General features: G+C 51.7%; 1 protein-coding gene. It reads right to left on the bottom strand.

Going from position 1 to position 1620, the window contains the following annotated elements:
• Positions 1 to 1620 (bottom strand): acetyl-CoA decarbonylase/synthase complex subunit alpha (locus tag FXV91_RS12650; RefSeq protein WP_229390996.1); only part of this gene is annotated, 1620 nt, incomplete at both ends.

Genomic DNA, 1620 nt, shown 5'->3' on the forward strand with positions numbered 1-1620 from the left:
TGGCAATCAGGGCTCTCCTGTACTTTGAACTGTGCGGGCCGAGCACTGCCGGAATACCATAGATGTTACATCCGGTACCGATTGCAGCTGCCTTCTGTGAGTATGCACCCCAGGCAAGTCCGCATGCACCTACACGGGTGAGTGTGTAGTCTGCAATTTCTGCCAGGTTTCCTGCAAGGGTTCTGCCTGCGAAGATTCCGGCAACTTTCTCAGCAGCTCCACTGATGTGTGAGTTGGACACACAGGAACCGGTGTTAAGCAGTCCGCCACCTGAGAATGTACCGGGGAACCTCTCGTAAAGGGTTTTGCCGTCCTCGTCCTTGTACATACCGATGTCCATTGCGGAGCATCCGCTTACTGCCAGGAGGTAGTTTCTCTTCAGGAACTCTTCGGCAATGTTGTAGACGTCTTTGGTACCAGATGGGTAATTCGGGCATCCGATGATTGCGATGATACCAGGGGTAGTTCCCATAACGAGGTTCAGGCCTTCTTTCCTGATTTCCGCGTCACTTACCTGTCCTCTGCCGGCTCTGACCAATCCTTTCTCTTCGCTGATGGCTTTTTGTGCAGCTTTCTCGATTACGCTCAGGATTGGGATTTCCTTCTTACAGACCTGTTCGCAGCGGCGGCATCCGATACAGACATCGTGGATGGCTTCTAGGTACTCGTAGCTACCCTTGGCTGCAGATTCCAGGGCTTCTGGGATGTCGAGCTCTTCCGGACATGCCAGCAGGCATTCTCCGCACTTGGCACACTTGTCTACGTATGCCTTGAATTCTTCATCAGTTGGAATTGCTGTTATGCCTTCTGCATCACGGATCGGAGCCATTACCTGGGCAATCTTCGGGACGAGTTCTCCGAGTTTTTCATAGTTAAGCATTACACAACCCGGAATTGCCCCGGACTTGAGTTCCTCAACTATTGAGTCCACATCGGCATCAGAGCGGTCCGGCAGGCCCATCATGATCTTTTCGTTGGAAGCGATCACAGGGATTTTGAGTTTCTGAGATTCAGCTAAGACGTCACCGCGGACGCACTGTTCGTCGGTAACAATGACATCAGGCATTCCGGAACGGATAACCTTCAGTTCCTTTGCCAGGGATCCTACGATCTTTGCGTATGGAGCTCTCCTGTCAGCCTCCTTGTACCTGGTCATGTCGAACGATGTACAGCAGAGTCCTGCAATTTCCATCTTGTCGGTGAGGTTGTTGTCTTCCATGTAGTCCATGATGTAGGTTACACCGGCTACGTTGTGACCGATTGCAACTATAAGTGGCTTGGACTTGTCAATGGTTCCCATACCGACTTCAATGAGTGGGGCGCCTGGGTCAGCTTTCGGGTAGTCATATGCTGAGACCTGGGCAATATCAGAAACTTCCATACCGACGTGGTCCAGACTACCGCTGAAAAGGGCTTTTGAGTCGTAGTCAATTTCTGCGCTTTCCTGACCTGCGTGGATGACTGCAAGGAGCTGGGTGAGCTGTTCTTCAACATACTCCATTGGGGCTCTGCATTCTCCGAGGGTCTTTGGGCTGAGTCCTGTACAGATTGTGACGTTGGGGGTCAGGACGTTTGATTCTCCAAGGTTGAGGGGGAGGTCTTCTCCAAAGACTTCTATTA

It is taken from the genome of Methanosarcina sp. DH2 (assembly GCF_020804225.1).
GTDB lineage: Archaea > Halobacteriota > Methanosarcinia > Methanosarcinales > Methanosarcinaceae > Methanosarcina.